This is a genomic window from Deinococcus sp. (assembly GCF_018260405.1).
Lineage (GTDB): Bacteria > Deinococcota > Deinococci > Deinococcales > Deinococcaceae > Deinococcus.
Window position 1 is genome coordinate 1 of record NZ_JAGLBG010000136.1, and the last position, 4,936, is coordinate 4,936.

At 61.1% G+C, this 4,936-nt stretch carries 5 protein-coding genes and 1 pseudogene; 1 reads left to right on the forward strand and 5 read right to left on the reverse strand.

Annotation, left to right across the window (positions count from 1 at the left end):
- Positions 1–71: 71 nt before the first annotated feature.
- Together QZ269_RS12035 and hemC are read right to left on the reverse strand one after the other, a co-directional pair.
- Positions 72–1,061: an asparaginase gene (locus tag QZ269_RS12035; RefSeq protein WP_291426949.1), complete on the reverse strand. Its 990-nt coding sequence runs from the start codon at positions 1,059–1,061 to the stop codon at positions 72–74.
- A 6-nt stretch (positions 1,062–1,067) separates the two neighbouring features.
- Positions 1,068–1,997 carry a hydroxymethylbilane synthase gene (gene hemC, locus QZ269_RS12040; protein ID WP_291426950.1) on the reverse strand — a complete coding sequence of 310 codons (930 nt, stop codon included), beginning with the start codon at positions 1,995–1,997 and terminating at the stop codon, positions 1,068–1,070.
- A 248-nt stretch (positions 1,998–2,245) separates the two neighbouring features.
- On the opposite strand from hemC, the gene QZ269_RS12045 reads away from it, so the two are divergent.
- The gene (locus QZ269_RS12045; protein WP_291426951.1) at positions 2,246–2,677 is read left to right on the forward strand and encodes a RidA family protein; all 432 of its coding nucleotides are present in this window, start codon (positions 2,246–2,248) and stop codon (positions 2,675–2,677) included.
- 284 nt (positions 2,678–2,961) lie between these two features.
- On the opposite strand, the gene sdaAA is transcribed toward QZ269_RS12045, so the two are convergent.
- From sdaAA to QZ269_RS12055, 3 genes and pseudogenes are all read right to left on the reverse strand, one after another.
- Positions 2,962–3,858, reverse strand: coding sequence for an L-serine ammonia-lyase, iron-sulfur-dependent, subunit alpha (gene sdaAA, locus QZ269_RS12050; RefSeq protein WP_291426952.1), 897 nt, complete (start codon positions 3,856–3,858; stop codon positions 2,962–2,964).
- A gap of 59 nt (positions 3,859–3,917) precedes the next feature.
- Positions 3,918–4,112, reverse strand: a pseudogene (locus QZ269_RS13585) (hypothetical protein); the annotation flags it as partial.
- A 153-nt stretch (positions 4,113–4,265) separates the two neighbouring features.
- Entirely contained in the window at positions 4,266–4,514 is a 249-nt protein-coding gene (locus QZ269_RS12055; protein ID WP_291426953.1) for a hypothetical protein, read from the reverse strand.
- Positions 4,515–4,936: the final 422 nt, after the last annotated feature.

Consider the following 4,936-nt stretch of genomic DNA (forward strand, 5'->3'; position numbering starts at 1 on the left):
CGCTAGGGTAAGCTGCGCGTTCCACCGTTAAAGCCTAAAACATTTCCCATGGTTAGGGCCTCAGACAGCCTCTAAAACGCCCCCTGCTGAAATACTTCTCTGATCTGCTGCGGGCCATAATCCAGGCTCAGCAAAACCAGCAGCAGCAGCCGGGCTTTGTGCGCGTTCAGAAAGCTGGCGGGAATGGCTCCGGCCTCGACTAGCGTCGCGCCGCCGCCCGCGTAGCCGTAGACCGGCAAAATCGGCCCGGCATGGGTGCGTGTGGCTATAACCACCGGTCTACGGCTACGGGCAATCAACGGCAGCAATTCGGCAGGCAGGTTTCCCGTGCCCAGTGCGGCAATAACCAGTCCGTCGGCACGGGCGGCGGCCTCGGCAAACCCTTCGCCTGTCCAACCCGCATAGGCGTACAGAATTTCGACCCGTGCGTCGGAACCGGCCAACTGATAGGTCGGGCGCGTTTCGGGACGCGCAAAGTAATGCACGCGTGGCGAGTCGCCCACACGGTCAATCCTACCGATTGGTCCGGGATAACCGCCAAATGCATCGACCGAACTGGTATGCACCTTGGTGACGGTTCGGGCATCGAAAATGTCGCCCCCGAACACCACCAGCGGCCCACGCCCCCGCGACTCGGGACACAGTGCGACTTGTGCGGCGTCCAGCAGGTTCCCGGGACCGTCCCACGACACCTCGGCGGCGTGGCGCATACTGCCGGTCAAGATCACCGGAACGCTAGAATTCAGCGTCAGGTGTAGAAAAAAGGCCGTTTCTTCCAGGGTATCGGTGCCGTGCGTGATAACCACGCCGTCCACGCCGGGGGCCACTTCGCCCACCAGTGTGGCCAGCCGCCGCATGTGCGCGGGCGTGATGTGCGGGCTGGGCAGGTTGAACGGCTGGTACTCGCTGACCACGACGTCGGTCATGCCGGGCAGTTGCGGCGCTTGCCGGGGCAGCACGCCAGAACCGTCGGGATTCGGCCCGCTGGCGATGGTGCCGCCCGTGTGAATAAGAGCTAGCCGCCTGCTGGACTCGCCCGGGGCCGGCATGAGGGCCGTCATCAGGGCTTAAGCCCGCGCTCCCTCAATCAACTCCTGCGCACCCTGGCCCAGCATATCGGCGGCCAGTTCCGCGCCCATGTCGGCACATTCGGCGGGGTCGCCCGTGGTCTCGCCGCGAATGACCTTGCCGCCGTCAAGAGCCGCCACCCAGCCTTCCAGAGTCAGCTGGCCGCCCTTCACACTGGCGTGGGCCCCCACCGGGGCCATGCAGCCTGCCCCCAGCCCCGCCAGAAACTCGCGCTCGGCGGTAATCCGGTCGTCGGTCAGGTGGTCGTGAATGGCGTAGGCGACCTCGATGGTCAGGTCGTCGTCCGAGCGGGTTTCCAGCGCCAGGGCGCCCTGTCCGGGAGCGGGCAGCAGGATGTCGGGTTCGATGAAATCGTCGATGTAGTGGCGCAGCTCGGCGCGAATCAGGCCCGCCGCGGCCAGGATGATCGCGTCGTAGTCGCCGCTGCCCAGTGCGGCCAGCCGGGTGTCGATATTGCCGCGCAGGTCCTTGACCACCAGATCGGGGCGGTAGGCCCGCAAAAAAGCCTTGCGCCGGATGCTGCTGGTTCCGATGCGTGCGCCCTGCGGCAATTCGGCAATCTTTTTGAAACCCTCGCGGCCCACCAGTATGTCGCGGGCATCCACCCGTTTGGGAATAGAAGAGACTTCTAGACCCTCGGGCTGTTCGGTGGGCAGATCCTTGAGGCTATGAACGGCGATGTCCACCTTCTTCTGAAGCAGAGCGTCCTCGATTTCCTTGACCCAGAAGCCCTTATCACCCTTCTGGGCCAGCTGTTGCAGGCTCTCGCGGTTGCGGTCGCCACCGGTACTAATGGTTTGCATTCGGAAGTCGGTTTCCGGCCATTCTTCTTTGAGGCGGGCAATAACCCAGCGAGTTTGAGCGAGTGCAAGTGTGCTTCCCCGCGTCCCTACCGTGACGGTACGCATAACCTGAAAAGTATAGCGGCCCGGCGCGGCCCTGTCGCCGAGTGTGTGCTGCCTCTCAATAGTCCAGAGGCCACAGCAGCCTATACGGATTCCGCTAAATACTAGTACAGCTAGGCAGCGGTCAAGCCTCCTTCTCGCCCCCGCTCAGCTTGAAGCAGATATAACCAGATTCAATCGGCAGTCCGTATTACTTTCAGTTCAGAGGGCCATCTCTCAGCTCGGCTTAATCTGATCTCTATACTGAGAACATGAAGAAAATTCTGGCCCTCTCGCTGCTGACCACCGCCTCACTTGCCGCTGCCATTACGCCTTACCAGCACGTCACCTACTTGCCAGCAGAAGGGTATGCGTTCTCTGAGAGCGTCAAGGTCGGCACGACCATTTACCTTGCTGGTCAGATTGGAAATGATGCTAGTGGCGAGCATCTCGTTCCTGGTGGCGTGGGGCCACAAACCACTCAGGCCCTGGAGCATATCGAGGCCGTCTTGAAGAAAAGTGGATACACCCGGAGTAACCTCGTCAAATGCACCGTGCTTCTCAAAGACATTAAGGATTTCGCGGCCATGAACGAAGCCTATAAAGCCTGGATGGTCAAGCCCTATCCGGCCCGCGCTACCTTCGCTACCGCCGGGCTAGTCATGGACGCCGCAGTCGAAATCGATTGTATTGCGGCCAAATAGAGCCGCTGTAATACAAATTCCGCTCAATTCTGGTTCAGTCGGGACGCGCTCAGGCCCCTGCACTGGTCAAGGCTACCAAGCCTCCCCGACTGAACCAGATTGAAGTTCTGAAAGACTTAGACCCAGGTGCATGGCTTACAACCAGCGTGTTGTGCGCTAAGGAACTTGAATCCACTACTCCTGGCTACTCGCTCTGCCTCGCAACTTTGCAAGTCCGCTCGGGGCGATGATGCCACCACTATCCGCCAGCTCCTTAACTGCTCTAAATCTGCCGGGCCTTAGCCTCAGGCCATCGGCAATTCGACCATGCCACCGGGCAGTTCGCCGTCCTGCGGCTGGCCCTCCATGCGGGCGGTCACGGCCAGCCCGGTCGGGGTCTGGGCCAGCCCACCGTCGGCAGTTTCGCGCAGGGCAGCGGGCATCATGCGGCCCACCGAGGCCATTGCGCCCAGCACCTCGTCGGGCGGAATAAAACTTTCCAGTTGCGCCAGCGCCAGTTGCGCCGCGCTAACCGCGTGAACGGCAAAAAAGGCGTTCCGGCTTACGCAGGGAACTTCCACATAGCCCCCCACGGGGTCGCACACCAGCCCGATGGTGTTCATCAGAGCCATGCTGGCCGCGTGAATGGCGGCGCGGGGCGTGCCGCCGAGCAGTTCGACTACCGCCGCCGCCGCCATCGCCGCGCTGCTGCCAATCTCGGCCTGACAGCCCCCCGCCGCACCTGAAATGAACATGCGTTTGCTGATCGCCTTTCCCACGCCTGCCGCCAGAATCATCGGCTCGACCAGCTTTTCGTCGGGGATGCCCAGGTGGTCGGCCACGCCCAGCAGCGCCCCCGGAATGGTCCCGGCACTGCCCGCAGTAGGCGCGGCAACAATGCGGCCCATGCGGGCATTTTCCTCGTTGACGGCCATCGCGTAGGCTTGCACCCGCCTGAGCAACGGCGCTTGCAGCACGTCGGGTGCGTCCCACAGGCCCTTGGCGTTCCAACCCACCATGCCGGTAATGCTTCTGGCGTCGCTTTGCAGCCCTCGCTCTATGCTGCCGCGCATCTCGCTGATGCGGCGCAGCATCTCGTCACGGATGTCCTGCGGGTCTAGTCCGGTTTCGGCGCAGTCACGTTCCAGCACCCAGGCGCTGGCAGGGGCAGGAGCGTTCATCAGTTCTTCGAGCGTCGTCATGGCGGGCGTTTTTCCTCCGGTAGGCTGTCGAGGAAGGCTAACATGTCGCCGCCGGAAGTTCAGACGTATTCTTTTGCTGGTGTCCAGTTGGCCCGGACATTATGTGTCCTTAAACACAAAATAGACCCCGCCCAGAAGACACCGCCCGGCCCACAGATCAGTGAGCTTGAGCGGTTCGCGCAGGGACAGCACGGCAAAGACACGAACACGCTCAGCAAGACGACTTCACGAAGCATTGTGAGCTGCCCGACGCTGAGGAGCTGATGCCCGGTGTCAGGGACTTGAAGGACATACTCGAAAAACCGGAGTCAGCAGCAGTCGTGTACGCAAAAGCGCGGGCCGGGGAGCAAGATGATGCTGGTGGGGGCGCGGCCTGCTCGTTTCCGCCTCTGTCCCCAACCTGCGCTTCAGGCAGCCGAGCTGAGGATCGTGCGCTGGGCTTTGGGCGTCGCTATGTACCGCACGCCGTCCTCGACGTGCAAAATTTCAAGATAGCCGTACGTTTCGAGCCAGGCCGCGACTTTGGGATTCAGTGAATCGAGCGCCTGTAAATCACCCTGATAATACCGGGTCAGTGTGCGGTGAGCTATCCGAATAACCACGATAAGTGCCCTGTGTTCTGCGGGAATCTCGGGAGTTAGGTGGCTGCTGTTCATGACATGAGCTTGACATAACCAATGTAGCAGATCTATTACATTTTAGTTTCCTAAGGTTCCAATCATTAGACCTCTTGCAACAGTCGCCCGGTTGCTCTAGTTAGAGCAGCGCTCCGAATGATGGGCACGTCGGAAAAACACCGCCGACCCCTTCATTCGATGCCTTCACTACCCCGAACAGATTGAGCCGGTAAAAAGGAGCTCCTGGCAGAAGTGCGTCTGTAAAGCTGAGAAGCAGAGTGGATTCGGGCGCTTTCCCCGGATACGCGGAACTGTAACCGGGAGCTACTTATCAACCATCACCAGCGTTCCGTTACCGTTTTGAGTTGCATGAAGTTCGCCAGATAATCCGGGCCGCCCGCCTTGCTGTCGGTGCCGCTCATGTTGTAGCCGCCGAAGGGTTGCACGCCCACAATCGCGCC